This is a genomic window from Streptomyces sp. NPDC055506, assembly GCF_053643595.1.
Genome location: NZ_JBSHKH010000078.1, coordinates 1 through 24466, shown reverse-complemented (window position 1 = coordinate 24466; position 24466 = coordinate 1). Strand labels below are relative to the sequence as shown.

Annotated in this window: 23 protein-coding genes and 3 pseudogenes; 14 read left to right on the top strand and 12 right to left on the bottom strand. The window is 71.8% G+C overall.

Annotation, left to right across the window (positions count from 1 at the left end; translation table 11 throughout):
* Positions 1 to 72: 72 nt before the first annotated feature.
* From ACWIF2_RS26285 to ACWIF2_RS26255, 7 genes and pseudogenes are all read left to right on the top strand, one after another.
* Positions 73 to 921, top strand: a complete 849-nt coding sequence (locus ACWIF2_RS26285) for a helix-turn-helix domain-containing protein (RefSeq protein ID WP_454363152.1) — start codon at positions 73 to 75, stop codon at positions 919 to 921.
* Between the two features lie 93 nt (positions 922 to 1014).
* On the top strand, positions 1015 to 2493 hold the full coding sequence (rimO, locus tag ACWIF2_RS26280; protein WP_454363151.1) for a 30S ribosomal protein S12 methylthiotransferase RimO: 1479 nt from the start codon (positions 1015 to 1017) through the stop codon (positions 2491 to 2493).
* On the top strand, positions 2490 to 3338 hold the full coding sequence (gene pgsA, locus ACWIF2_RS26275; protein WP_454363150.1) for a CDP-diacylglycerol--glycerol-3-phosphate 3-phosphatidyltransferase: 849 nt from the start codon (positions 2490 to 2492) through the stop codon (positions 3336 to 3338). The genes rimO and pgsA overlap by 4 nt, the downstream gene beginning before the upstream one ends.
* Positions 3335 to 3663, top strand: a pseudogene (locus ACWIF2_RS26270) (hypothetical protein). The gene pgsA and the pseudogene ACWIF2_RS26270 overlap by 4 nt, the downstream one beginning before the upstream one ends.
* 109 nt (positions 3664 to 3772) lie before the next feature.
* Complete coding sequence (locus ACWIF2_RS26265) at positions 3773 to 4153, top strand: helix-turn-helix domain-containing protein (RefSeq protein WP_003993396.1); 381 nt, start codon at positions 3773 to 3775, stop codon at positions 4151 to 4153.
* A gap of 221 nt (positions 4154 to 4374) precedes the next feature.
* A complete protein-coding gene (locus ACWIF2_RS26260) occupies positions 4375 to 4845 on the top strand; it encodes a Dps family protein (RefSeq protein WP_399027742.1) in 471 nt (156 codons plus the stop codon).
* A gap of 133 nt (positions 4846 to 4978) precedes the next feature.
* Positions 4979 to 5317: a hypothetical protein gene (locus tag ACWIF2_RS26255; protein WP_454363148.1), complete on the top strand. Its 339-nt coding sequence runs from the start codon at positions 4979 to 4981 to the stop codon at positions 5315 to 5317.
* On the opposite strand, the gene ACWIF2_RS26250 is transcribed toward ACWIF2_RS26255, so the two are convergent.
* The 3 genes from ACWIF2_RS26250 to ACWIF2_RS26240 all read right to left on the bottom strand — a co-directional run bounded on the left by ACWIF2_RS26250 (position 5265) and on the right by ACWIF2_RS26240 (position 11949).
* Positions 5265 to 6029: an SDR family NAD(P)-dependent oxidoreductase gene (locus ACWIF2_RS26250; RefSeq protein WP_454363146.1), complete on the bottom strand. Its 765-nt coding sequence runs from the start codon at positions 6027 to 6029 to the stop codon at positions 5265 to 5267. The genes ACWIF2_RS26255 and ACWIF2_RS26250 overlap by 53 nt on opposite strands.
* Positions 6030 to 6061: 32 nt before the next feature.
* Positions 6062 to 6892: an Fpg/Nei family DNA glycosylase gene (locus tag ACWIF2_RS26245; RefSeq protein WP_454363144.1), complete on the bottom strand. Its 831-nt coding sequence runs from the start codon at positions 6890 to 6892 to the stop codon at positions 6062 to 6064.
* A gap of 131 nt (positions 6893 to 7023) precedes the next feature.
* Positions 7024 to 11949: an ATP-dependent helicase gene (locus ACWIF2_RS26240; RefSeq protein WP_454363142.1), complete on the bottom strand. Its 4926-nt coding sequence runs from the start codon at positions 11947 to 11949 to the stop codon at positions 7024 to 7026.
* Positions 11950 to 12110: 161 nt separating this feature from the next.
* On the opposite strand from ACWIF2_RS26240, the pseudogene ACWIF2_RS26235 reads away from it, so the two are divergent.
* From ACWIF2_RS26235 to ACWIF2_RS26225, 3 genes and pseudogenes are all read left to right on the top strand, one after another.
* Positions 12111 to 12938, top strand: a pseudogene (locus ACWIF2_RS26235) (AraC family transcriptional regulator); the annotation flags it as partial.
* Positions 12939 to 12964: 26 nt separating this feature from the next.
* On the top strand, positions 12965 to 13711 hold the full coding sequence (locus ACWIF2_RS26230; RefSeq protein ID WP_454363140.1) for an AzlC family ABC transporter permease: 747 nt from the start codon (positions 12965 to 12967) through the stop codon (positions 13709 to 13711).
* Positions 13708 to 14019, top strand: coding sequence for an AzlD domain-containing protein (locus tag ACWIF2_RS26225; RefSeq protein ID WP_454363139.1), 312 nt, complete (start codon positions 13708 to 13710; stop codon positions 14017 to 14019). Before ACWIF2_RS26230 ends, ACWIF2_RS26225 begins: the two co-directional genes overlap by 4 nt.
* Here ACWIF2_RS26225 and ACWIF2_RS26220 read toward each other — a convergent pair whose 3' ends face one another.
* Positions 14020 to 14964: a hypothetical protein gene (locus ACWIF2_RS26220; RefSeq protein WP_454363138.1), complete on the bottom strand. Its 945-nt coding sequence runs from the start codon at positions 14962 to 14964 to the stop codon at positions 14020 to 14022.
* Positions 14965 to 15044: 80 nt separating this feature from the next.
* Here ACWIF2_RS26220 and ACWIF2_RS26215 point away from each other — a divergent pair, with 80 nt between their 5' ends.
* Both ACWIF2_RS26215 and ACWIF2_RS26210 read left to right on the top strand, forming a co-directional pair.
* On the top strand, positions 15045 to 15239 hold the full coding sequence (locus ACWIF2_RS26215) for a DUF3046 domain-containing protein (RefSeq protein ID WP_454363137.1): 195 nt from the start codon (positions 15045 to 15047) through the stop codon (positions 15237 to 15239).
* Positions 15240 to 15386: 147 nt separating this feature from the next.
* Positions 15387 to 16658, top strand: coding sequence for an AI-2E family transporter (locus ACWIF2_RS26210; protein ID WP_454363136.1), 1272 nt, complete (start codon positions 15387 to 15389; stop codon positions 16656 to 16658).
* Positions 16659 to 16686: 28 nt separating this feature from the next.
* Here the strand turns inward: ACWIF2_RS26210 and ACWIF2_RS26205 are convergent, their stop codons facing one another.
* Positions 16687 to 17346 carry a class I SAM-dependent methyltransferase gene (locus ACWIF2_RS26205; protein ID WP_454363135.1) on the bottom strand — a complete coding sequence of 220 codons (660 nt, stop codon included), beginning with the start codon at positions 17344 to 17346 and terminating at the stop codon, positions 16687 to 16689.
* A gap of 248 nt (positions 17347 to 17594) precedes the next feature.
* Here ACWIF2_RS26205 and recA point away from each other — a divergent pair, with 248 nt between their 5' ends.
* Positions 17595 to 18722, top strand: coding sequence for a recombinase RecA (gene recA, locus ACWIF2_RS26200; RefSeq protein WP_391101421.1), 1128 nt, complete (start codon positions 17595 to 17597; stop codon positions 18720 to 18722).
* A gap of 3 nt (positions 18723 to 18725) precedes the next feature.
* The gene (recX, locus tag ACWIF2_RS26195) at positions 18726 to 19577 is read left to right on the top strand and encodes a recombination regulator RecX (RefSeq protein WP_454363134.1); all 852 of its coding nucleotides are present in this window, start codon (positions 18726 to 18728) and stop codon (positions 19575 to 19577) included.
* Positions 19578 to 19649: 72 nt separating this feature from the next.
* Here recX and ACWIF2_RS26190 read toward each other — a convergent pair whose 3' ends face one another.
* The 7 genes and pseudogenes from ACWIF2_RS26190 to ACWIF2_RS26160 form a co-directional block, all read right to left on the bottom strand.
* Complete coding sequence (locus ACWIF2_RS26190) at positions 19650 to 20072, bottom strand: rhodanese-like domain-containing protein (RefSeq protein ID WP_454363160.1); 423 nt, start codon at positions 20070 to 20072, stop codon at positions 19650 to 19652.
* Positions 20073 to 20077: 5 nt separating this feature from the next.
* Positions 20078 to 20629, bottom strand: coding sequence for a cysteine dioxygenase (locus ACWIF2_RS26185; RefSeq protein ID WP_454363133.1), 552 nt, complete (start codon positions 20627 to 20629; stop codon positions 20078 to 20080).
* Between the two features lie 97 nt (positions 20630 to 20726).
* Positions 20727 to 20798, bottom strand: coding sequence for a putative leader peptide (locus ACWIF2_RS26180; RefSeq protein WP_310851512.1), 72 nt, complete (start codon positions 20796 to 20798; stop codon positions 20727 to 20729).
* Between the two features lie 110 nt (positions 20799 to 20908).
* Positions 20909 to 22516 (bottom strand): FAD-dependent monooxygenase, encoded by a 1608-nt coding sequence (locus tag ACWIF2_RS26175; RefSeq protein WP_454363159.1) that lies wholly within the window; start codon positions 22514 to 22516, stop codon positions 20909 to 20911.
* A gap of 176 nt (positions 22517 to 22692) precedes the next feature.
* Entirely contained in the window at positions 22693 to 23589 is an 897-nt protein-coding gene (locus ACWIF2_RS26170) for an amino acid ABC transporter permease (protein WP_454363132.1), read from the bottom strand.
* Positions 23586 to 24251 carry an amino acid ABC transporter permease gene (locus ACWIF2_RS26165; RefSeq protein WP_454363131.1) on the bottom strand — a complete coding sequence of 222 codons (666 nt, stop codon included), beginning with the start codon at positions 24249 to 24251 and terminating at the stop codon, positions 23586 to 23588. Before ACWIF2_RS26165 ends, ACWIF2_RS26170 begins: the two co-directional genes overlap by 4 nt.
* 75 nt (positions 24252 to 24326) lie before the next feature.
* Positions 24327 to 24466: pseudogene (locus tag ACWIF2_RS26160) on the bottom strand (glutamate-binding protein); the annotation flags it as partial.

Here is a 24466-nt window from a genome sequence, read left to right as displayed (position 1 = left end):
TGCCCCACCCTTTCATACCCCCCCTAGACTGAACTTCCAGCACAGGCGGCTACACGCTCGAAAGGCGCCCCCGTGTCCATCGGCAACTCCCCTGAAGACGAGCGTCCGTTCGAAGACGAGCGCGTCGAAGACGACCGCGAGGAAGCCCGCCCCTCCATCGGCCGTGTCCTGCAGCAGGCGCGTATCGCCGCGGGACTGACCGTCGACGACATCAGTAGCGCCACCCGGGTCCGCATGAACATCGTGCACGCCATCGAGGCGGACGACTTCACCGCCTGCGGCGGGGACGTCTACGCCCGCGGGCACATCAGGACCCTGGCCAAGGCCGTCCACCTCGACCCCGCGCCGCTGCTCGCCCAGTACGGCGACACGCACGGCGGCCGTCCGGCGCCGACCCCGGCAGCTCCCCTGTTCGAGGCGGAGCGCATCCGTCCGGAGCGGCGGGGGCCCAACTGGACCGCGGCCATGGTCGCCGCGATCGTCGTCGTGATCGGTTTCGTCGGGTTCACCATGTTCCAGGGCGGCGACGACGGTGCCGGCGAGGCCAATGTGGCCGACGGCTCGACGCCCGGCGCGTCCGCCTCCCCGACCACCAAGTCCAAGAAGCCCGCCGACCCCAAGCCCAAACCCTCCGACAGCGCCATCGCGGCCGCGCCCCAGGACAAGGTGACGGTCCGGGTGGCCGCCGCCGACGGCCGCAGCTGGATCGCCGCCAAGGACCACAACGGCCGGATGCTCTTCGACGGCGTCCTCAAGCAGGGCGACTCCAAGACCTTCCAGGACAGCTCGAAGGTGCACCTCGTCCTCGGGGACGCCGGCGCGATCGACCTCTTCGTCAACGGCAAGAAGATCGAGGACGACTTCCAGCCGGGCTCCGTGGAACGTCTCACGTACACGAAGGGCGACCCCGAGGCCGGGTAACCGCGCCGAAGGGGTGTCCGACGTACGGGGTTGGCGGGGATCGGCCAACCCCGTCGACGTGGGGTGTCAGCGGGACGAAGTACTCTTGAGCCCATGCCTGAACGCCGTACCGTCGCACTGGTCACCCTTGGCTGCGCCCGTAACGAGGTGGACTCGGAGGAGCTCGCAGGCCGTTTGGAGGCGGACGGCTGGCACCTCGTGGAGGACGCCGAGGACGCGGACGTCGCCGTCGTGAACACCTGCGGCTTCGTGGAAGCCGCCAAGAAGGACTCCGTCGACGCCCTCCTGGAAGCCAACGACCTCAAGGGGCACGGCAGAACCCAGGCCGTGGTGGCGGTGGGCTGCATGGCCGAGCGGTACGGCAAGGAACTCGCCGAAGCCCTCCCTGAGGCCGACGGCGTGCTCGGGTTCGACGACTACACGGACATCTCGGACCGGCTTCAGACCATCCTCAACGGCGGCATCCACGCCTCGCACACCCCGCGCGACCGGCGCAAGCTGCTGCCGATCAGCCCGGCGCAGCGACAGGAGTCCGCCGCCGAGGTCGCGCTGCCCGGGCACGCTCCGGCCGACCTTCCGGAAGGCCTCGCTCCGGCCTCCGGCCCCCGGGCGCCCTTGCGCCGCCGCCTCGACGGCAACCCGGTCGCCTCCGTGAAGCTCGCCTCCGGCTGCGACCGGCGCTGCTCCTTCTGCGCCATCCCGTCCTTCCGCGGCTCCTTCATCTCCCGCCGCCCGAGCGACGTGCTGAACGAGACGCGCTGGCTGGCCGAGCAGGGCGTGAAGGAGATCATGCTGGTCTCCGAGAACAACACCTCCTACGGCAAGGACCTGGGCGACATCCGCCTGCTGGAGTCGCTGCTGCCCGAGCTCGCCGAGGTCGACGGCATCGAGCGGGTCCGGGTGAGCTACCTCCAGCCCGCGGAGATGCGGCCCGGCCTGATCGACGTCCTGACGTCGACCCCGAAGGTCGCGCCCTACTTCGACCTGTCCTTCCAGCACTCCGCGCCCGGCGTGCTGCGCGCGATGCGCCGCTTCGGCGACACCGACCGCTTCCTGGACCTGCTCGACACCATCCGGAGCAAGGCGCCCGAGGCCGGTGTGCGCTCCAACTTCATCGTCGGCTTCCCCGGCGAGAGCGAGGCCGACCTCGCCGAACTGGAGCGGTTCCTCAACGGCGCGGGACTGGACGCCATCGGTGTCTTCGGCTACTCCGACGAGGAGGGCACCGAGGCGGCGACCTACGAGAACAAGCTCGACGAGGACGTGGTCGCCGAGCGTCTGGCCCGGGTCTCGCGGCTGGCCGAGGAGCTGGTCTCGCAGCGCGCCGAGGAGCGTGTCGGCCAGACGGTGCACGTGCTCGTCGAGTCCGTCGACGAGGACGGCGTGTACGGCCGTGCCGCGCACCAGGCGCCCGAGACGGACGGCCAGGTGCTGCTCACGAGCGGCGCGGGGCTCGCCGGCGGTCGTATGGTCGAGGCGAAGGTGGTCGGTACGGAGGGTGTCGACCTGGTGGCCGAGCCCCTGCAGGGTTCGTTCGCGTCGCCTGCGTGGAGTGAGGAGGCGGGCAGATGACCGGTGTCCCGGCAGCCGCGGCGGGAGGCGCCTCCGGCGCGAGGAGGCCCGCGGCCGGTGCGGCCTCGGGGAAGGTGCCCGGGTCGGCGACCGGCCGTACGGCCGCGCGGTCGGCTGAGGGCGGGACATCCGGTACGGGGCACGCTGCGGGTGGCAGTGGGGCTGTCGTCGGCAAGGGCTCGGACGGCGCCGGCGTCGACGCCCAGGGCGAGGAGAAGAGCGCGCGGGGCGGGAAGCTGACGGCAGCGGCCGTCAACCAGGCCAGTGTCTGGAACGTCGCCAACCTTCTGACCATGCTCCGGCTGGTCCTCGTACCGGCCTTCGTGGCGCTGATGCTCGCGGACGGCGGATACGACCCGGCGTGGCGGGCCCTCGCCTGGGCGGCCTTCGCCATCGCCATGATCACGGACATCTTCGACGGTCACCTGGCGCGTACGTACAACCTGGTCACCGACTTCGGGAAGATCGCCGATCCCATCGCCGACAAGGCGATCATGGGGGCGGCGCTGATCTGTCTGTCCGCGCTCGGGGATCTGCCGTGGTGGGTGACCGGCGTCATCCTCGGGCGGGAACTCGGAATCACCCTGCTGCGTTTTGTCGTCATCCGGTACGGCGTCATCCCCGCCAGCCGCGGCGGCAAGCTCAAGACCCTCACCCAGGGCGTGGCCGTGGGCATGTATGTGCTGGCGCTGACGGGGTGGCTGGCCACCCTGAGGTGGTGGGTGATGGCTGCTGCGGTCGTTCTGACGGTGGTGACCGGGCTCGACTATGTGAAACAGGCCATTGTGCTGCGCAGGCAGGGAATCGCCGAGCGCAAGGCCACGTTGGAGGAGAAGGAAACGTGAGTTCCACGGCCACTGACGTGGTGCGACTACTCACGGTGAAGGGCAGGACGCTCGCCGTCGTGGAGCCGTTGACCCGTGGCCTCGATGCGGCGGCGGAGGTCACATCGGCCTCCAGAGCCTCACAGGCACCGTGGACGGACCCTTCGGGGGCGATTCCGGTTCTGCCGGCGGCGGAAAAGTGGAGGCTCTGCGGTTGAACGGCGACCGCGAGGAAATTCGTAGAGAGAGTGTACGGAGCGTACTCGCACTGCTCCCCAAGGGGCTTGCGGGCGAACAGACTGGGAATGAGCGGGCACAGGATACGGAACGGAACGGGGGGTTTTGATGTATGCAGCCCTGAGTGAACACGACATCGCTCCCCGCACGGCCGCGGCGCAAGGCGGTACGGTGGGGCGTAATGGATGCGGCTACGCGGTCCGAGGAGGGAGCCACCGATGATTCTGCTCCGTCGCCTGCTGGGTGACGTGCTGCGTCGGCAGCGCCAGCGCCAGGGCCGTACTCTGCGCGAAGTCTCCTCGTCCGCCCGAGTCTCACTCGGCTATCTCTCCGAGGTGGAGCGGGGGCAGAAGGAGGCTTCCTCCGAGCTGCTCTCCGCCATCTGCGACGCGCTGGACGTACGGATGTCCGAGCTCATGCGGGAAGTGAGCGACGAGCTCGCCCTCGCCGAGCTGGCCCAGTCCGCTGCGGCCACCCCCAGCGAGCCTGTACCCACGCCGGTTCGCCCGATGCTGGGTTCCGTATCGGTGACCGGTGTGCCACCGGAACGGGTGACGATCAAGGCGCCCGCCGAGGCGGTGGACGTCGTCGCCGCGTGAGCGTTTTCGCGTACGCGGCATGAGTGGAGCGCCGACCAGGCGCTGAGAAGTGCTGAGGCCCCGGCCGGGCCTCTCCGGGAAATCCGGAGGGGTGCCCGCCCGGGGTTTTCGCTTGCGTGCGGGATGTGCGGCGTCGAGTGCCCGTTTCATGTGCGTTTGCCGGTGTGGCGTACGGCGGTCATCGTTGAGGGGATGGCGGGGGGCAGTCCACGGAGGTGCGGATGTACGTCGTGAAGAGCCCGTTGTCCGACGCGAGCCTGAAGACCGTGTCGGAGGCGCTGCAAGGTGCGCTGGTCGACCTGGTGGATCTGGCGCTCGTGGCGAAGCAGATCCACTGGAACGTGGTGGGACCGCGTTTCCGTTCCGTCCATCTCCAGCTCGACGAGGTCGTCGACACCGCGCGGAAGTACTCGGACACCGTGGCGGAGCGCGCCGCGGCGCTCGGTATCTCGCCCGACGGGCGTGCCGCGACGGTGGCCGTCGGCAGTGGTATCGGCGTGACCCCTGAAGGGTGGGTCGATGACACGACCGCCGTGGGGACGCTCGTCGAGGCACTGGGCGCGGTGATCGCGCGGATGCGGGAGCGGGTCGAGGCGACCGGCGAGCCGGACCCGGTGAGCCAGGACATCTTCATCGGGATCACGGCGGACCTGGAGAAGCATCACTGGATGTTCCAGGCCGAGAACGGGTGACGGAACCGGATGACGGGCCGGCCGGGCGCGATGCCGCCCGGCTTCGAGTGGTGCGCGGTGCGCCTGTGTGCCGTTGGTGCGCCCTGCCCGCGGGTCCGAGCGGCCGAATAGCGTCGGGCCGGAGGTGGCGGCCATGGCGGGGATAGGGCGCTGGGGGGTCTGGGGCTGGGGGGTCCGCGGGGCCGTGCTCGGGCTGGGGGCGCTGTGGTGGTGGGCGGTGCTCAGGCTGGCGGTCGTGCCCGGGGCCGGGGTGCTGGAGGCGGCGGTCGCGGCCGGGGGGTGGGGGCTGAGCGTGTTGCCGGTGCACTGTGTGCCGAAGGGGCGGGCGAGCGGGGTGGTCGGTTCGGGGCGGTGGCGGAGGGTCTGGGGGACGCCGCGGGGCGATCGCGGGACACGAGTGGGTGAGCGCGGGGCTGGTGCTACCACGGCATCGCCACGCCCCCGTTCGGGCGGAGGATCTGGCCTGTGGTGAAGGCCGAGGCGTCGGAAGCCAGGTGCAGGACCGCGTGAGCGATGTCCTCGGGCTCGCCCACCCGGCCCAGGGGTGACATGCGGGCCATGACGGACTCCGTGTGCGACTGGGCCTCGCTGTCGTGGCGGTCGGTCATCGGCGTGCGAATCCAGCCGGGAGCGACCGCGTTGACGCGGATGCCGTGCCGGCCGACCTCCGTCGCGAGGGTCTTCGTCAGCTGCACCACCGCCGCCTTGGCCGCGCCGTAGCAGAGCAGCCCGGGTCCGCCGGTGTCGACCGCGCCCGAGGCCATGGTGACGATGCTGCCCCGGGTTCCGGTGGCGATCATCAGCCGGGCCGCCTCCTGGCAGGCGTACAGCACGCCCTTGAAATTCACGTCGAGCACCCGGTCGAGGTCCTCGTCCCGGGTCTCCAGCACGGGGCTGCTGTGCATGATGCCGGCGATCGCGGCCACGACGTCCAGGCGTTCGCAGGAGGTGATGGCCTGCCGCATCCGGGAGCGGTCGGTGACGTCGAGGAGGTGCGGGTGGGCGGTGCCGCCGGTGTCCTTGATCAGGGTCGCCGTCTCGTGCAGGCCCTCGGAGTCGCGGTCCGCGCAGTGCACGGTCGCGCCCGCCTCGGCGAGCAGGAGGGCCGAGGCGCGGCCGATACCGCTCGCGGCCCCGGTGACGAACGCGGTGCGGCCGCTGAGGTCGTACGCCGTGACGGGCATGCAGGGACCGTACGAGTGGATCTGACGGGTCGTCAATTGCCTGGGGTGGGCCGGTTGCGCCCGGCCGGGGCCGGGGCGGGGCCCGGCTGGCAGGTGGGACACCAGTAGGTGGGGCGTTCGCGGGAGCCGTCGCCCTGGTCGGCGACGCGGATGGAGGTGCCGCAGCGCAGGCAGGGGCGGGGAGCCCGGCCGTAGACGAAGAGATCCTGGCCGCGGCGGCCCGTCGTACTGCGGACCGGGCGGTCGCGGTTGGTCTCCAGCAGCTTCCTGGCCAGCGCGGGCAGCTTCGAGGCGCGTTCGGCGGGCAGGTCGCCCACGGGGAGCCAGGGGGTGACGCCGAGCAGGAAGCAGAGCTCGCTCTTGTAGACATTGCCGATGCCGGCGAGGTTGCGCTGGTCGAGCAGGGCCTCGCCGAGAGGGCGGGCGGGGTCCTGGAGGACATGGGTGAGGGCCCGCTCGGGATCCCAGTCCGGGCCGAGGAGATCCGGACCGAGGTGGCCCACCGCGCGGTGCTCGTCGGTGGTGCGCAGGAGTTCCAGGACGGGGAGGCGGTAGCCGACGGCCGTGCTGTCGGCGTTCGCGAGGATCGCGCGGATCTGGTGGCCGGGACCGCCGGTCCACCGCCGGCCGTTCGCGTAGACCTTCCAGGAGCCGTCCATCCGCAGATGGGAGTGCAGCGTCAGACCGCCCTCCACGCGGGTCAGGAGGTGCTTGCCGCGCGGGGTGACGTCGAGGACCGTACGGCCCGTGAGGTCGGCCGTGGCGAACCGGGGCACCCGCAGGTCGCTGCGGGTCAGCACCTTGCCCGCGAGGGCCCCGTGCAGCCGCTTCGCGGTCTGCCAGACCGTGTCACCTTCGGGCATGGGTCAAGGGTGGCACGAGGGCGGGGCGGGGCGGGGTGTGGGGAAGGCGTCAGGCGCGAGGGCGGAGACCGCGGGGTGTGGGGGAAGGCGTCAGGCGCGGAGGCGGGGACCGCGGGTGTGGCGGCAGGCGGTCAGGCGCGGAGGCGGAGACCGCGGGGTGTGGCGATGAAGCCCGCTCCTTCCAGGAGGGTGCCGATGGGGGAGGTCAGAGCCTGGGTGCCGTTGACCCGCTCCACCGTGACCGTGCCGAGGGAGCCCGCGCGGGCGGCCGCGGCGAGTGCCTCAGCCGCGGCGCGCAGGCGGGGGTCGTCGCTGGGGGCGCCGTCCGGATCGGCGGCCCAGGCCAGCAAGGTCTTGCCGCCGCGCTCCATGTAGAGCGTCAGCTCGCCCTCGACGAGCACCACCAGGGAGCCCGCCTTGCGGCCCGGCTTGTGCCCGGCACCGGTCGGGGGCTCGGGCCAGGCCAGAGCCGCGCCGTACGCGTTCGCCGGATCGGCGGCGGCGAGGACGACGGCCCTGGACGCGGGGTCCGGGCGGGTACGGCGGCCCGGGAAGCCGGCGTCGTACGCCGCGCGTCCGCCGTTCTGCCAGGGCGGGGCGGCCTGCGGGGGGTAGTCGCGAGGCGAGACGTAGTCGCCCGGGGACGGCTGGGGTGCCGGGGTGTCGTAGGCGGGGCCGAAGTCGGGGAAGCCGTCGGGGCCGGGATCGTCGGTGTGGCCGTTGGAGCCGGGCGCGTCGTCCGGTTCGGCGAAGTCATGGGCCGGGAACGGATCGAGGTCCGGGCCCGCAGGAGGGCCGGGCAGGTCCTGGCCGCGGTCACGGGCGTTGGACACCGCGCGCAGGCGGTCCACGGCGCCGTCCATCGCGAACTGAGCCGCGCCGAGCCCCTCCACCACATAGCCGCGGCGGGCCTGGCCGCTCTCCTCGAAGACCGACAGGACGCGGTACGTCGCCGAGAACCCGCCCTCGACGCCCTCCGCCGAGACCGCGCCCCTGGTCACCACGCCGTGCCGGTCGAGGAGGGTGCGGGCGAGGGCGTGGGCCCGCACCGTGGGGTCCGGCTCGTGGGACGGCAGCAGGGACCAGCGGCCGGCGACCGTCGGCGGACCGGAGCGGGACGCGGCGGGGCGGGCCGCGGCCGTCAGGGAGCCGTACCGGCCGCGTGGGACGGCGCGCTTGGCCCGGTGGGCCGTGGAGCCGGCGGTACGGCCCGAGCCGAGCAGGGACCGCATGGGGGTGAGCGTGTCGTTCGTCAGGCGGCCGGACCAGGCCAGGTCCCAGAGCACGTCGGCCAGCTGGGGATCGGTGGCGTCGGGGTGGGTGGTGGCGCGGACCTGGTCGGCGATCTGGCGGAAGAACAGGCCGTAGCCGCCGGAGAGGGTGTCCAGGACGGACTGGTGGAGGGCGGTCAGCTCCAAGGGGTGCGGGGGCGGCAGGAGCAGTGGAGCCGCGTCCGCCAGGTAGAGGGAGACCCAGCCGTCCTTGCCGGGGAGCGAACCGGCCCCTGCCCACACCACCTCGCCCGCGGCGGTGAGCTCGTCCAGCATCCCCGGGGTGTAGTTCACGACCCGGGAGGGCAGGACGAGCTTTTCCAGGGCGGAGGCGGGAACGGACGCGCCCTGCACCTGCTCGATGGCGCGCACCAGCCCGTCGATGCCGCGCAGGGAGTGCCCCTTGCCGATGTGCTGCCACTGAGGGAGGAACTGGGCCAGCGCGGCGGGCGCCACCGGCTCCAGCTCGTGCCGCAGGGCGGCCAGGGAGCGGCGGCGCAGCCGGCGCAGCACGGCCGCGTCGCACCACTCCTGGCCGATCCCGGCCGGGTGGAACTCGCCCTGGACGATCCGGCCCGCCGCGCTGAGCCGCTGCAGGGCGCCCTCGGTGACGGCCACGCCCAGGCCGAAGCGGGCCGCCGCCGTGGCCGAGGTGAACGGGCCGTGGGTGCGGGCGTAGCGCGCGAGGAGGTCGCCGAGCGGATCCTTGACGGGCTCCGTGAACGCTTCCGGGACACCGACCGGCAGGGCCGTGCCCAGGGCGTCGCGCAGCCGGCCCGCGTCCTCGATCGCCGCCCAGTGGTCTCCGCCCGCGATCCGGACCCGGATGGCACGGCGGGCGCCGGCCAGCTCCTGAGCCCACTGGGGTTCGGCGCCCCGCTCGGCCAGTTCGGCGTCCGTGAGCGGGCCGAGGAGGCGGAGGAGGTCCGCGACACCTTCGGCGTCCTTGGCGCGACGGTCCTCGGTGAGCCACTGAAGCTCGCGCTCCAGCTCGGTCAGCACCTCCGCGTCGAGCAGCTCGCGCAGCTCCGCCTGGCCCAGCAGCTCGGCCAGCAGCCGGGAGTCCAGCGACAGGGCGGCGGCGCGGCGCTCGGCGAGCGGGGAGTCGCCCTCGTACAGGAACTGGGCGACGTAGCCGAAGAGGAGGGAACGCGCGAAGGGAGAGGGTTCGGCAGTGGTGACCTCGACGAGGCGCACCTTGCGGGACTCCAGGTCGCCCATCAGCTCGACGAGCCCGGGGACGTCGAAGACGTCCTGGAGGCACTCGCGGACCGCCTCCAGGACGATCGGGAACGAGCCGAACTCGCTCGCCACCTGCAAGAGCTGGGAGGCGCGCTGCCGTTGTTGCCACAGAGGCGTGCGCTTGCCGGGGTTGCGGCGCGGCAGGAGCAGCGCGCGGGCGGCGCACTCGCGGAAGCGGGACGCGAACAGGGCCGAGCTGCCCACCTGGTCGGTGACGACCTGGTCGACCTCGCCCTTGTCGAAGACCACGTCGGCGGCGCCCACGGGGGCCTGATCGGCGTCGTACTCCCGGCCCATCTTGACCGGTTCCTGGTCCAGCAGGTCCAGGCCCATCAGGTCGGCGTCCGGCAGGCGCAGCACGATGCCGTCGTCGGCGTGCATGACCTGCGCGTCCATGCCGTACCGCTCGGAGAGCTTGGCGCCGAGCGCGAGCGCCCACGGGGCGTGCACCTGGGCGCCGAAGGGGGAGTGCACCACCACCCGCCAGTCGCCGAGCTCGTCGCGGAAGCGCTCCACGACGATCGTCCGGTCGTCCGGGACATGGCCGCAGGCCTCGCGCTGCTCCTCCAGATACGAGAGCACATTGTCCGCCGCCCAGGCGTCCAGGCCCGCGGCGAGCAGACGGAGGCGGGCGTCGTCCTTGGGCAGCGAACCGACCTCGCGCAGGAACGCGCCCAGCGCCCGGCCCAGTTCGAGCGGGCGGCCCAGCTGGTCGCCCTTCCAGAAGGGCAGGCGGCCCGGCACGCCCGGGGCGGGGGAGACCAGGACGCGGTCGCGGGTGATGTCCTCGATACGCCAGGAACTCGTGCCGAGAGTGAAGACGTCGCCTACGCGGGACTCGTAGACCATCTCCTCGTCGAGCTCGCCGACCCGGCCGCCGCCCTTCTTGGGATCGGCGCCCGCGAGGAAGACACCGAAGAGGCCGCGGTCGGGGATCGTGCCGCCGGAGGTGACGGCGAGGCGCTGGGCGCCGGGGCGGCCGGTGATCTCGCCGGTGACGCGGTCCCACACCACGCGCGGGCGAAGCTCGGCGAATGCGTCGGACGGGTAGCGCCCCGCGAGCATGTCGAGCACCGCCGTGAAGGCGGACTCGGGCAGTGAGGCGAAGGGGGCGGCCCGGCGGACCGCTGCCAGCAGGTCGTCGAACTGCCAGGTGTCCAGAGCGGTCATGGCGACGACCTGCTGGGCCAGGACGTCCAGGGGGTTGGCGGGGACCCTGAGGGACTCGATGGCGCCGGTGCGCATGCGCTCGGTGACCACCGCCGCCTGGACCAGGTCGCCCCGGTACTTGGGGAAGACGACGCCGGTGGAGACCGCGCCCACCTGGTGGCCCGCGCGGCCCACCCGCTGGAGGCCGGAGGCGACCGAGGGCGGGGATTCGACCTGGACGACCAGGTCCACCGCGCCCATGTCGATGCCCAGCTCCAGGCTGGAGGTGGCCACCACCGCGGGCAGCCGGCCGGCTTTGAGGTCCTCCTCGACCAGGGCGCGCTGTTCCTTGGAGACCGAGCCGTGGTGGGCACGGGCGATAACCTGGGGCGCGCCCTGGGCGGCTCCCGAGCCGCCCATCAGCTCGGCGGGGGAGTGGTGCACGTCGAGAGGCTCGCCGGTGGCCCGCTCGTACGCGATCTCGTTCAGGCGGTTGCACAGGCGCTCCGCGAGGCGCCGGGAGTTCGCGAAGACGATCGTGGAGCGGTGAGACTGGACGAGGTCGGCGATCCGCTCCTCGACGTGCGGCCAGATCGACGGGCGCTCGGCGCCCTCCGAGCCGTCGGACACGGGGGACCCGCCCAGCTCGCCCAGGTCCTCGACCGGGACGACGACGGACAGGTCGAACTCCTTGCCCGACTCCGGCTGGACGATCTCCACCTTGCGCTGGGGGGACAGGAAGCGGGCCACCTCGTCGACCGGACGGACCGTCGCAGAGAGGCCGATGCGGCGGGCCGGCTTCGGCAGGAGATCGTCCAGCCGCTCCAGGGAGAGGGCCAGGTGGGCGCCGCGCTTGGTGCCGGCGACCGCGTGCACCTCGTCGAGGATCACCGTTTCGATACCGGTCAGCGCGTCGCGCGTGGCGGACGTGAGCATCAGGAACAGCGACTCGGGGGTCGTGATCAGGATGTCCGGCGGGCGGGTGGCCAGGGAGCGGCGCTCGGCGGCCGGGGTGTCGCCCGAGCGGAGGCCCACCTTGACCTCGGGCTCGGGCAGGCCCATCCGCACGGATTCCTGGCGGATGCCGGTCAGGGGACTGCGGAGGTTGCGCTCGACGTCCACGGCCAGGGCCTTCAGTGGCGAGACGTACAGGACCCGGCAGCGCTTCTTGGGATCGGCGGGGGGAGGGGTCGAGGCGAGCTGGTCCAGGGCGGCCAGGAAGGCGGCCAGGGTCTTGCCGGAGCCGGTGGGGGCGACGACCAGCACGTCCGAGCCCTCGTGGATGGCCTGCCACGCACCGGCCTGGGCGGTGGTGGGCGCGGGGAAGGCACCCGTGAACCAGGCGCGGGTCGCGGGTGAGAAGCCGTCCAGGGCTCGGTGCGCATTGCTGGGCATGCGTCCATCGTGCACCTCGGCACTGACAACGGGGCCTGTGGCGGCTTGGCCAGGGCGCCTTCGCCAGCGGTGTCGGTGCCGGGGATGGAGACGGCGGAGACGGAGACGGCGCCGGAGAGGGGTGACCGGTGAGCCGGGGCGGGGCGGCGGACAATGGCCGTATGACGGAGCGCGCGCGGCACTGGCAGTACGACGAGCTGCCCGGGGTGGATCTCCTGCGGGCCCGGTACGTGCGGAAGACGTTCGTCCGGCACACGCACGAGAACTTCGTGATCGCCGCCATAGCCGACGGGGTGGAGGTGTTCCACCACGGCGGGGGCGATCAGTACGCCGGGGCGGGCGCTCTCGCGCTGGTGAATCCCGATACTCCGCACACCGGGCGGGCCGGTGTGCCCGAGGGGTGGCGGTACGGGGCGGTGTATCCGTCGGTCGACGTGGTGACGGAGATCGCGGCAGAGACGACGGCGCTGCGGGGGACGCCGGGGTTCGTCAGTCCGGTGGTCGACGATCCGTACGCCGGCGCTCTGGTGCACAAGGTGCTGCGGGCGGCCGACGAGGGCAACGCCTTGGCCGCGGACACGCTGCTGCGGGTCGCCGTGACCAGGCTGCTGCGGCTGAACGGCGGGCCCATGCCGCGGCGGGAGGTGCGGACCGCCGGGATCCGGATCGCGGCACGCGCGCGCGGTGTGCTGGAGGAGCGGATGGCGCTGCCGCCGACTCTGGAGCAGCTGGCGGCCGATCTCGGGACCAGTCCGTTCGCACTGCTGCGGGCCTTTCGCAACGCCTACGGGATGCCGCCGCACGCGTGGCTCACGGACGCGCGGGTCCGGCGGGCGCGGCGGCTGCTGGACCTCGGGACGCCGCCGTCCGAGGTCGCCGTCGCCGTGGGGTTCACCGATCAGCCGCATCTCAACCGGCACTTCAGCCGGATCGTCGGGGTGCCTCCGGGGGCCTATCAGCGGGAGCGCAAGAACGTACAAGACCTGCGGTAGTGGCTGCTCGTAGCGTGCGGGGCGTGGTGGATCGGACAGTTCTCAGAGATACAGGGACCGGTGGGAAAGCGGACCGGGCCGTCGTACGGGACGCACTGGGCGTCGGGGTGGCCGTCGGGCTGTCCGGGTTCGCCTTCGGAGTGACGTCGGCCGGCAGCGGACTCACGCTGTTGCAGACGTGTGCGCTCAGCCTTCTGGTGTTCACCGGGGCCTCCCAGTTCGCCCTCGTGGGCGCGCTCGCGGCAGGAGGCAGCCCGTTCACGGCGGCTGCCGGGGCGTTCTTCCTGGGCGTGCGGAACGCCTTCTACGGCCTGCGGCTGTCGCAGCTGCTCGCCCTCCCGCGCGCGGTGCGGCCGTTCGCCGCCCATTGGGTGATCGACGAGACGACCGCCGTCGCGCTCGCACAGCCCACGCGGCGCGGTGCGCGAATCGGATTCGTCGTGACCGGGCTGACCCTCTACATCCTGTGGAACCTCACCACGCTGCTCGGCGCCCTGGGCGCAGGTGCCATCGGGGACACCGGCGCGTGGGGGCTGGACGCCGCCGGACCCGCGGTGTTTCTGGCGCTGCTCGCGCCGATGCTGAGGACCGGCACCGAGCGGGCCGTCGCCGGGCTGGCCGTGGTGCTGGGGCTCGGGCTGCTGCCCGTACTGCCCGCCGGCGTGCCCGTGCTGCTGGCCGCGCTGGCGGCGCCGATCGTCCTCTGGGCGGACGGCCGGCGCAACGGGGCACCTACGTCCGCGCCTGCTTCCCGGGAGGACGACGCGTGAACGTCTGGATCGCCATCGGTGTGACCGTCCTCGGGTGCTACGCCGTCAAGCTGGCCGGGCTCCTGGTGCCCACGGGGACTCTCGAACGGCCCCTTGTCCAACGCCTCGCCGCGTTGCTGCCCGTCGCGCTGCTGGCGGCCCTCACGGCCGAGCAGACCTTCGCCGACGGGCAGACGCTGGTGCTGGACGCGCGGGCCGCCGGGCTCGGAGCAGCGGCCGTGGCGCTCGTGCTGCGCGCCCCGTTCCTGGTCGTCGTCGCCGCGGCCGTGGTGGTGACCGCGGGGGTGCGGGCCATAGGGGCGTGGTGATCACTCGATGGTGCGGCCGTAGGCGCTGAGGGTGCGCAGGGCCTCGATCGTCACGACCGGGCCGGCCTCCAGGGCGGGGGCCGGGGCCCGGTGGCGCCATCGGACGGGCCAGCCGCCGTCCTCCTGCTGCTGGGCCGCGAGGTGGTCCAGGGAGCGGGTCATCTCGTCGTCCGTGAACCACGCGCGCGCGAGGGAGCGCGGAGTCCTCGCGTAGTCGTACGGGAAATGGTGCTCGCCGGAGGCATAGCCGGGGGAGACCGGATACGCGCCCAGGTGGTCGGGGTCCAGGGCCACGAGGCCCTGTGCGCGTACCAGGCGGCCCAGGCGGTCGGCGGCCGCCTCCGCACGCGCGCGGTCGGGAGCGGAGTCCAGGAAGGTCACGGCGGCCTCGATCTCGTAGGGGTGCGGCTTATCGAGGGACTCGACCGCCTGCCAGCAGAAGTCCGTGGCCCGGAACAGCCAGGCGTGCCACACCTCGTTGCGGTGCAGCAACCCCACCACCGGCCCGGTGGACAGGAGGTCGCCGGGCGGGTCGGCCACGACCGGCACGCAGGGGGCCGCCGGGTAGCCGCGCCCGCTGGGACGGACCGCCGGGAGCGCGCCCTCCGCCGTGGAGACGGAGGTCAGGTAGCGGCACACGCGTTCCACGCGCTGGCCGGCGCAGCGCCCCACGGCGTCCAGGACGCGCAGGGCGTGGGCGGTGTGCGGCGGCCGGCTGACGGGACCGCGCAGCTCGGGCTCCAGCGCGTGGCCGTACCCGCCGTCCTCATTGCGGTAGGCGTCCAGCGCCGTCTCCACCGGGTCGGCGGCGGCGCCACGGAAGTGGTGGGCGAAGAGGCGCTGCTCCAGCACGCGCGCGGTGAGCCAGACGAACCGCTCCGCGCGCGAGACAGGGCTGTGCGGCGGGGGCGTCGGGGGGAGTGTGGAAGCTCCTGTTTCGGCCATGGGTCAGACCGTAGGGCGGAAAGCGGCGCCGGCAGGCGGTCCTGGCTCAGGCCCACCCCCAGGGGCGGGATACTGGAGTCATGCGGTTGACGGTCTTCTGGCAGCGGATGGCGGAGCACTTCGGTCCGGGCTACGCCGACACCTTCGCGCGCGACCACGTGATGTCGGAGCTCGGCGGGCGCACCGTGCACGAGGCGCTGGCGGCCGGCTGGGACGCCAAAGAGGTCTGGCAGGTGGTCTGCGGGGTGATGGACGTGCCCCGGGAGAGGCGCTGACCGACCGGTCCGGGGAGGCGCTGACCGACCCGCCGCGGAGGTCCTTGACCGGTCGAGCGAACAGTTGAACGGTCAAAAGATCGCTGCCGGGTCACGAAGATCGCAGGCGGGCAGACGGCTGTCGGTGGCGTGGGTGAGACTTAGTCCGTGGCACCCACTGACGAGAGCGGGCAGGCAGCCCAGCAGTCCTCCCCGTTCGGTACGACGCCGCCGACCGGGCCCCCCGCCGCCGGCGGAACCACCGGGCCCAACGGCCGCATGCCGCGCTGGCTGCCGCGCGCCATGGTGCTCGCGCTCGCCCTCGTCGCCGCGTTCCAGCTGGGCAGCTGGGCCTTTCACCAGGTCACCGGCCTGCTGATCAACATCCTCATCGCGTTCTTCCTGGCGCTCGCCATCGAACCGGCGGTGGGCTGGATGGCCTCACGCGGCATCCGCAGAGGCCTGGCCGCGTTCATTGTCTTCATCGGCGTGGTGGTCGTGTCGGCGGGTTTCGTCACCCTGCTCGGCTCCATCCTCGCGGACCAGATCATCAAGATGATCGAGGGCTTCCCGGAGTACCTCGACTCCGTCATCAACTGGATCAACACACACTTCAAGACCGACCTGAAGCGCGTGGACATCCAGGAGGGTGTGCTCCGCTCCGACTGGCTGCGCAACTACGTGCAGAACAGCGCCACGGGCGTCCTGGACGTGTCCGCCCAGGTTCTCGGGGGCCTCTTCCAGCTGCTGACGATCGCGCTGTTCTCGTTCTACTTCGCCGCGGACGGTCCCCGGCTGCGCCGCGCGCTCTGCTCCGTCCTGCCGCCCGCCCGGCAGGCCGAGGTGCTGCGCGCCTGGGAGATCGCAGTGATCAAGACCGGCGGCTACATCTACTCGCGCGGCCTGATGGCGCTGATCTCAGGCGCGGCGCACTTCGTCCTGCTGCAGATGCTGGACGTGCCCTACGCCCCCGTGCTCGCGGTGTGGGTGGGCCTGGTGTCGCAGTTCATCCCCACCATCGGCACGTATCTCGCGGGCGCCCTGCCCATGCTGATCGCGTTCACGGTGGATCCCTGGTACGCGCTGTGGGTGCTGATCTTCGTCGTGGTCTACCAGCAGTTCGAGAACTACGTGCTGCAGCCCAAGCTGACCTCGAAGACCGTCGACATCCACCCCGCCGTCGCCTTCGGCTCGGTCATCGCGGGCACCGCGCTCCTCGGCGCAGTAGGCGCGCTGATCGCCATCCCCGCCGTCGCCACGCTCCAGGCCTTCCTGGGGGCGTACGTGAAGCGCTACGACGTCACGGACGACCCGCGCGTGCACGGCCATCGCTGGCGGGGGGAGGGGCCGGGCCTGATAGCGCGCACCAGGCGGCTGTGGGCACGGCGGCCAGGGACACATCGGCCGGAGGACGGCGGGCCCGGACAGGACTCGGCCTGATCTCGTCGGCCGACGGACCGAGCGGCGGTCAGGCAGGAGCGGCCGGCGGTCGTGCGACGCCGACGATGCTTCCGTCCACGGTCTCGACGCGGGCCGTCCATCCCAGCGTCGTGAGGTGGTCCGTGAGTGCCCGGGCCTCGTGGAACACCTTCACCACGCGGTACCGGCTGCCGTCGTCGAGCCGGCGCAGCACCGTGGGAACGGGTCCGTCCGTGACGCCCTCCTCGTCCGCGGCGGCGGCGGGACCGTCGTCCACGAACACCACTCTGCCGCCCGGCGTCAGTATGTCGGCGAGGGTGTCCCAGAAGGCGGGCAACCGCGTCGGCGGGACGTGGGAGAGCCAGAAGGCGAAGAACACCGTGTCGTAGCGCCGCGACGGCCGCCACTGGAGCACATCGGCCTGGACGAACCGGATGTTGGGGGCGGATGTGCGCGCTCGGGCGGCAGCCAGCACCTCGGCGGCGACATCGACAGCCGTCACCGAGCGCGCCCGGGCGGCGAGCAACGCGGTCCACTGACCCGTTCCGCAGGCCAGCTCCAGCACGTCCCCGCTGACCGGGAGGTCCTCGACCATGGCCAGGAGCCGCCGCAGCTCCTCGCGCTCCGCGTAGGGCCGGTCGTACTCGTCCGCACCCGCGCGGTAGTAGGCCATCTGCTCCGCAAGGAGGGCATCCTCGTCACTGGTCATGGACAGAAGGGTGCGGTCTGCCCTTGCGGCAAGGTCAACAGCAGAGTCGCGGTGCGCTTGACACGAAAATCGAACATCCATTCTCATGGCTGCACCGGCGAAGCTCAACGAAGGGCATTTCGACGTACTTTGGGTAGAGAAGTGCCCGAGTTATCCACAGGCCGGACGTGCGTCGGGGCGCATTGTCAGTGGCAGGCGTTAGCGTCTTTGACGTGAAGCGATCGACTCAAGCAAATCGGGTGGAACCCATGGCAGGAACCGACCGCGAGAAGGCCCTGGATGCCGCGCTCGCACAGATTGAACGGCAATTCGGCAAGGGCGCGGTCATGCGCATGGGTGACCGGACGAAGGAGCCCATCGAGGTCATCTCGACCGGGTCGACCGCCCTCGACGTGGCCCTCGGCGTCGGCGGCCTGCCGCGCGGCCGTGTCGTGGAGATCTACGGCCCGGAGTCCTCGGGCAAGACGACCCTGACCCTGCACGCGGTGGCGAACGCGCAGAAGTCCGGCGGCCAGGTCGCCTTCGTCGACGCGGAGCACGCCCTCGACCCCGAGTACGCGAAGAAGCTCGGCGTCGACATCGACAACCTGATCCTGTCCCAGCCGGACAACGGCGAGCAGGCCCTGGAGATCGTGGACATGCTGGTCCGCTCCGGTGCCCTCGACCTCATCGTCATCGACTCCGTCGCCGCGCTCGTCCCGCGCGCGGAGATCGAGGGCGAGATGGGCGACAGCCACGTGGGTCTGCAGGCCCGTCTGATGAGCCAGGCCCTGCGGAAGATCACCAGCGCGCTCAACCAGTCCAAGACCACCGCGATCTTCATCAACCAGCTCCGCGAGAAGATCGGCGTGATGTTCGGCTCCCCGGAGACCACGACCGGTGGCCGGGCGCTGAAGTTCTACGCCTCGGTGCGCATCGACATCCGCCGCATCGAAACCTTGAAGGACGGCACGGAGGCGGTCGGCAACCGCACCCGCTGCAAGGTCGTCAAAAACAAGGTCGCGCCGCCCTTCAAGCAGGCCGAGTTCGACATCCTCTACGGCCAGGGCATCAGCCGTGAGGGCGGTCTGATCGACATGGGCGTGGAGCACGGCTTCGTCCGCAAGGCCGGCGCCTGGTACACGTACGAGGGCGACCAGCTCGGCCAGGGCAAGGAGAACGCGCGCAACTTCCTGAAGGACAACCCCGACCTGGCCAACGAGATCGAGAAGAAGATCAAGGAGAAGCTGGGCGTCGGCGTGCGTCCCGAGGAGCCGGCCGCCGAGCCGGGCACGGACGCCGCGGTCTCCGCCGCTCCGGCCGACGCCGCGCCCGCGGTGCCCGCCCCGGCAGCGGCCAAGACCGCCAAGTCCAAGGCCGCCACAGCCAAGAGCTGACCCGTGACACGACGAACCGACTGGGCGGAGTACGAGTACGCCGCCTCCGGTGCCCCACGGGGGAGGGGCACCGGAGACGACGCGGGCTCGGCCGTGGACGGTGACGGCGAGTACGGGACCGGCGGGCCGTACGGGGAGGACGAGGGGCCGTACGGGGGCGGCTCCGACGACAGCGACTCGCCCGGCGCAGGCTCACGCGGAGGCGGTGCACGAAGGGAGGGTTCACGCAGGGGCGGCTCGCGTGACGGCGGGGCGCGTCGTGGGCGTGGACGCCGCCGGCAGGGCTTCGGTGAGGTGATTACCGAAGACGGAGGCTCCCCCTCTTCGTCGAGGGCCGAGCAGGGGGAGCCTCCAGGGGACCCGGTCGAGCAGGCTCGGGCGATCTGCCTGCGCCTGCTCACCGGGACCCCGCGGACCCGCAAGCAACTCGCCGACGCCCTGCGCAAGCGGCAGATCCCGGACGACGCCGCCGAGGAGGTGCTGTCGAGGCTGGAAGAGGTCGGCCTCATCAACGACAGCGCCTTCGCGGACGCCTGGGTGGAGTCCCGCCACCACGGCCGGGGGCTGGCGCGGCGTGCGCTCGCCCGGGAGCTGCGGACCAAGGGCGTCGACTCCACGCTGATCGACGAGGCCGTCTCCCAGCTCGAGCCCGAGCAGGAAGAGGCGACCGCGCGTGAACTCGTCGAGCGCAAGCTCCGCTCCACCCGTGGGCTCGACCGCGACAAACGGCTCCGGCGCCTCGCGGGCATGCTCGCCCGCAAGGGCTACTCCGAGGGCATCGCCCTGCGCGTGGTCCGGCAGGCGCTGGAGGAGGAGGGCGAGGACCCGGACTTTCTCGGGGAAGAACAGTTCTGAGACGCGCGGTCAGGGGACGAACGCATCCGGGACAAGCGGTTTCGAGACGAGCGGTTCGAGTCTCCGGTGTGATCACACGACCGGAAGCCCCGACGCCTTCCACGCCTGGAACCCGCCGACCAGGTCGGTGGCCCGGTGCAGACCCAGCTGGTGCAGGGACTGAGCCGCCAGGCTCGAGGCGTAGCCCTCGTTGCAGATCACGACGACACGCAGGGAGTGGCTTGTGGCCTCGGCGGCACGGTGGCTGCCCTGCGGGTCGAGACGCCACTCCAGCTCGTTGCGCTCGACGACGAGCGCGCCGGGGATGAGGCCGTCGCGCTCGCGCAGCGCCGCGTAGCGGATGTCCACCAGCAGCGCGTCACCGCCCTCGGCGGCCTCGTACGCCTTCTGTGGCTCGATCCGCTCGTAGCCCGCCCGTACCCGCTCCAGCAACTGGTCGATACCGACGGGAGGCTGGACGTCGCCGCTGCCGCTGCCGCTCACCGGCTCGTGTATGGCGCTCACTGCCAGTCCTCCGGCCGCTCCACCTGCTCGAGCCGGAGGATCGGCCCGCTGCGGCTGTAGCGGCGGATCTGCGGCAGGGGCGGGTAGTAGGCGTGGACGGAGATCGCGTGCTGCTCGGGGGACTCGTTGAGCACCTCGTGGACGTGGTGCCGGCCGAAGGCGCGGCCCTGGCCCGACGACAGCCGGCGTTCCCGGTCCACACCGTCGGAGAGCTCCAGGGTCTTCCAGCCGTCGGTGGGCAGCCGCGTGGCGAGTGAGTTCTCCTTGAGCTCGCCCGAGGCGGTCAGAAAGGCCCCGACGGAGTCGGCGTGGTCGTGCCAGCCGGTGCCCGTGCCGGGCGGCCAGCCGATCAGCCAGGCCTCACTGCCGCCGGGCCCCTCCAGCCGCACCCAGGTACGGCCTTCGGGGTCGAGCGGCAGGGAGTCGATCAGCTCGGTGTCGGCGGCCGTACGACGGACGAAGTCGAAGAGGTCGGCCTGGGTGGGCCCGGAAGAGGCGGAGGAGACGGACGTGGAGACAGAGGGAGATGCGGAGGGGGATACAGACACGGGTGCCGTCCTGGAGGTCCTGATGCGGGTTCGCACGGGAGGCGCGTCGGCCGGCATGAAGAGCGCGGCGCGCGCGGAGGAAAGAAAGGATGCGAAGTCAGCAGGACGGGCGACACACGCAGCCCGCATAGCGGAGGAGGTCCATATGGACCCTCCGCCACAGGCGCACACAGGTGTCGGTCACGCACCGGAGTACACCACGACCGTCCGGGCAGGTCAACTCACTGTCACCATGCGGACGCACTGTGACAGAGAGCACGCCCCCTCCGGTACCCGAGATCAGCGCGAGCCGGCCGCGGCACCGGCCTCCGCCTGCGCCTTGACCGGTCCTCCCAACGCGGCCTCGGCCGCCGTGTACAGATCGGCCGGGCGCACCCCGCCCAGCGCGGTCACGAGATGCCCGTCTGGCCGTACCAGGAGGACCGTGTGCGCGGCGGCGCCCGGATAGCTCTCGGCGACCAGCAGTTCGGCGTGGTGCGGCAATGCCGTGACCGCGGCGGCGAGCTGGGGCATGATGCCGGCGCTCACCCAGTGCCTGCGCTCCCACACGCCCGTGCCGGGGGCGATCAGCACGACGAGCAGCGCACCGCGGCCGAGCCGGTCCCGCAGCCGGACGAAGGTGCCGTCCTCCGCTGTGACCCGTACGTCGATGACCGACGAGCCGGGCGATGTCCGGACCGGGACCTCTCCTTCGAGAGGTGGAGGCGCGAGCGGCGAGTCGGCGTACGCCCCCGGCGCCCCCAGCTGGCCGTGCCCCAAATGGCCGTCCGTGAGGAGCGAGTCGTGGCCCCGGGCCGAGCCGGGCACGTAGGAGCGCAGACCTCCGCCGCCGCGCAGCAGCGGCAGGGCCTGGTCGGCTGCGCGGAGCCGGGCCGCCACGATCGCCCGGCGTTCGGTCTGGTAGCTGTCGAGGAGTGCCTCGTGCGGCCCGTGGTGCCAGGCCAGGGCCAGCTTCCAGGCGAGGTTGTCGGCGTCCCGCAGGCCCTCGTCCAGCCCGTGCGTGCCCAGGGAGCCGTGGAGGTGCGCCGCGTCCCCCGCCAGGAAGACGCGGTCGGCGCGCCAGCGGCGGGCCAGCCGGTGGTGGACGGTGTGCACACCGGTGTCCAGGAGCTCGTACGGCGGGGTCGTGCCGCCCGACCAACCCGCCAGGGTCTCCCGGATGCGGGCCAGCAGCAGCTCGGGCGTGACCAGGTCCTTGCCGGGCGGCAGGAGCCAGTCCAGACGCCAGACGCCGTCCGGCAGGGGGCGAGCGGTGACCTCGCCGGCCGAGGGGCCCGACGTGCGCCACGGCGGCATGCGGTGCAGCAACGCCTCGTTGTACCAGGGCAGTTCCGTCCGCAGTGCGGCGACGGCGTGACGTTCCACCGCCGTACGGCCGGGGAAGCGGATGTCCTGGAGCTTGCGCACGGTCGAGCGGGGGCCGTCGCAGCCGACGAGGTAACTGCCGCGCCACCACGTGCCCTTGGGGCCGCGGGTGTGGGCCGTGACGCCCGAGGACTCCTGCTCCATGCCGTCGAGCCGGCTCTCCACCGCGACCTTGACGAGCGGTTCGCCCGCGAGGGCCGCGCGCAGGGCGCCGGTCAGCTCGTGCTGGGCGATGTGCAGCGGGACGGGCTCGGTGCCGTCGAAAAAGACCTCGCGCATCACCTGCTTGCGCCGCACCGACCGCCATCCGGCCCAGTGGGCGCCGATCCGGTCCAGGGGGACGCCGGTCAGCCGTTCGATGAGGGCGGTGGTGTCCTCGCGGAGGACCACGGTGCGCGACGCACGGGGTTCGTCCTTGCCCGGCCCCTCGTCGAGGACCACGCACGGCACCTCCTGACGCGCCAGCGCCAAGGCGAGCGTGAGCCCGACGGGCCCCGCTCCGACGACGATCACCGGGTCCACGGCGCGGCGCCCCCTGCCCGTCGTGACGCCCCGAGGGACGTAGGTGAACACGAAGTTGGAGCAGGGTGCACGATCACAGAACGTATGCAACCCATTGCCGGTGCTTGCGTCAAGTGACCAGGGGCAGTGGCGATCATGCCACTGCCCCTGAGTATGTCATCCGGGTTGACCGAGTGTCAGACGGTGCCTCCGGCACCGGTCCCAGTCGTTCCGGGGATCTGCGCGTTGTCCGCGCCCACGACCGCGCCTGTGGACTTCTTGGCCCGGCGCAGCCGGCGCTCCAGCCAGCTCGCGAACGAGGTGAGGGCGAAGTTGAGGGCGATGAAGATGACAGCCACGACCGTGAAGCTGGCGATGATGTTCGCGCCGTAGTAGCCGCTCATCGTGTTCGCCGAGGAAAGAAGCTCGGAGTAGGTGAGGACGGCGCCGCCGAGCGCGGTGTCCTTCACGATGACGACGAGCTGGCTCACGATGGCCGGGAGCATCGCGGTGACCGCCTGCGGCAGGAGGATCAGGCGCATCAGCTGCCCCTTGCGCAGACCTATCGCCTGCGCCGCCTCGGACTGGCCCTTGGGCAGGGCCAGGATGCCCGCGCGGACGATCTCCGCGAGGACGGAGGCGTTGTACAGCACCAGGCCGGTGACGACCGCGTAGAGCGGACGGTCGTCGGAGCTGACGTTGGTGTACTCGGCGAACAGGGCGAGGCCGAAGATCATCAGGACCAGCACGGGGATGGACCGGAAGAACTCGACCACGACCGCGGCCGGGACCCGGACCCACACATGGTCCGAAAGGCGGGCGATGCCGAGGACCGCGCCGAGCGGCATCGCGATGATCACCGCCAGGGCGGCCGCCTTCAGCGTGTTCAGCAGACCCGGCCAGATGTAGGTGGACCAGGCCTCGGTGCCGGAGAAGAACGGCTCCCACAGGGCCCACTCCAGCTGACCCTTGTCCTTGAGGGTGCTGAACACCCACCACAGCAGGGCCGCGGCTGCGGCCACGAAGACCACTGTGAGGACGGCGTTGCGCCGCTTGGCCCGGGGGCCCTGGGCGTCGTACAGAACGGAACTCATCGCTTCACCGCCACCTTCTTGCCCACCCAACCGAGGATCAGACCGGTCGGCAGCGTCAGAACCACGAAGCCGAACGCGATGATCCCCGCGATCAGCAGCAGCTGGGCCTCGTTCTCGATCATCTCCTTCATCAGTACCGCCGCCTCGGCGACACCGATGGCGGCCGCGACCGTGGTGTTCTTGATGAGGGCGATCAGCACGTTCGCCAGCGGGACGACGGACGAACGGAACGCCTGCGGCAGCACGACCAGACCCAGCACCTGGCGGAAGCTGAGACCGATCGCCCGAGCCGCCTCCGCCTGACCGACCGGCACCGTGTTGATGCCGGAGCGCAGCGCCTCACACACGAAGGACGAGGTGTAGAAGATCAGGCCCAGGACCGCAAGCCGGAAGTTGATCGTCTCGACGTCATCGGCGCCGAGGGAGACACCCAGCGTCTGGTTCAGGCCCAGCGACGTGAACAGGATGATGACGGTCAGCGGGATGTTCCGCACGATGTTCACGTACGCGGTCCCGAAGCCGCGCATCAACGGCACCGGGCCGACGCGCATGGCGGCCAGCAGGGTGCCCCAGATGAGAGAGCCCACGGCGGACAGCACAGCCAGCTGCACCGTCGTCCAGAAGGCCCCCAACAGGTCGTAACCTTCAAGAAAGTCGAACACGATCTCCCGCGCTTCCGCGTATAGGGATGCCCCGGTGCGCCGCCCCGCGGGGCGGCGCACCCGTCAGGCGTTGCCTCAGCTCTTGATGTCGCCGATCTTCGGCGCGGGCTCGTTCTTGTAGTTCGCCGGGCCGAGGTTCTTGTCCACGGCCTTCTGCCAGGCGCCGTCCGCGACCATGGTCTCGAGGGCCTTGTTGATGTCGGCCTTGAGGTCGC

Excerpts from the sequence above, each read along its gene's own strand:
- rimO (WP_454363151.1), top strand. The coding sequence starts at position 1,015 with ATGCCTGAACGCCGTACCGTCGCACTGGTCACCCTTGGCTGCGCCCGT.
- pgsA (WP_454363150.1), top strand. The coding sequence starts at position 2,490 with ATGACCGGTGTCCCGGCAGCCGCGGCGGGAGGCGCCTCCGGCGCGAGG.
- ACWIF2_RS26265 (WP_003993396.1), top strand. The coding sequence starts at position 3,773 with ATGATTCTGCTCCGTCGCCTGCTGGGTGACGTGCTGCGTCGGCAGCGC.
- ACWIF2_RS26260 (WP_399027742.1), top strand. The coding sequence starts at position 4,375 with ATGTACGTCGTGAAGAGCCCGTTGTCCGACGCGAGCCTGAAGACCGTG.
- ACWIF2_RS26255 (WP_454363148.1), top strand. The coding sequence starts at position 4,979 with ATGGCGGGGATAGGGCGCTGGGGGGTCTGGGGCTGGGGGGTCCGCGGG.
- ACWIF2_RS26250 (WP_454363146.1), bottom strand. The coding sequence starts at position 6,029 with ATGCCCGTCACGGCGTACGACCTCAGCGGCCGCACCGCGTTCGTCACC.
- ACWIF2_RS26245 (WP_454363144.1), bottom strand. The coding sequence starts at position 6,892 with ATGCCCGAAGGTGACACGGTCTGGCAGACCGCGAAGCGGCTGCACGGG.
- ACWIF2_RS26240 (WP_454363142.1), bottom strand. The coding sequence starts at position 11,949 with ATGCCCAGCAATGCGCACCGAGCCCTGGACGGCTTCTCACCCGCGACC.
- ACWIF2_RS26220 (WP_454363138.1), bottom strand. The coding sequence starts at position 14,964 with ATGGCCGAAACAGGAGCTTCCACACTCCCCCCGACGCCCCCGCCGCAC.
- ACWIF2_RS26215 (WP_454363137.1), top strand. The coding sequence starts at position 15,045 with ATGCGGTTGACGGTCTTCTGGCAGCGGATGGCGGAGCACTTCGGTCCG.
- ACWIF2_RS26205 (WP_454363135.1), bottom strand. The coding sequence starts at position 17,346 with ATGACCAGTGACGAGGATGCCCTCCTTGCGGAGCAGATGGCCTACTAC.
- recA (WP_391101421.1), top strand. The coding sequence starts at position 17,595 with ATGGCAGGAACCGACCGCGAGAAGGCCCTGGATGCCGCGCTCGCACAG.
- ACWIF2_RS26170 (WP_454363132.1), bottom strand. The coding sequence starts at position 23,589 with ATGAGTTCCGTTCTGTACGACGCCCAGGGCCCCCGGGCCAAGCGGCGC.